At 55.4% G+C, this 504-nt stretch carries 1 protein-coding gene; it reads left to right on the top strand.

Annotated elements, in window-relative coordinates:
• Positions 1 to 2: 2 nt before the first annotated feature.
• Positions 3 to 504: DUF2515 family protein (locus tag ACP7E4_RS30515; protein ID WP_426120006.1), on the top strand; the 502-nt coding region annotated here is incomplete at its 3' end.

Here is a 504-nt window from a genome sequence, read left to right as displayed (position 1 = left end):
CCATCAATGCGGCCTACGCAAGGCTCTGGCTTTACGACAACCGCTTCCAATGGGCGGGGCTCGCCGCTTTCGCCTCCAAACAAGTGGGTTGTGGCCTGCTGCATGCGTCCAACGCCATCGAGAATATTCAGGCCGAGCATGAAGCGGCGCAACGCCTCAACAGCGGCGGCGAATCTGTTCTGGATATCCCGGGCCTGTTCAGCATCAGCAAGAATGACGAACAGTCTGTGCGCGATCTTGATGAAGCCCGCCGTAACAATCCGGTCCCAAGTATCGATATCAGACGTGACGGCGAGGCGTTGTCGTTAATGCAGCAGCAGTACCAGCACGTTTACGAAATGATGGCGATGGGCAACACCTCGCTGTTCCTGGACGTATTTCCCCTACACGCTTTCTACGCAAAACGCGGCTGGAAAGAATTCAAACAGTGCCTGCGTTTACGCCAGAACATCTATGGGCACGAAAAGTTTCCGGTGCTTTGGCCCGTGGGTCAGAAAAAGCTGA

This window comes from Pseudomonas sp. DSP3-2-3 (assembly GCF_049898225.1).
Taxonomy (GTDB): Bacteria; Pseudomonadota; Gammaproteobacteria; order Pseudomonadales; family Pseudomonadaceae; genus Aquipseudomonas.
This window is presented reverse-complemented; position numbering and strand designations above follow the sequence as displayed.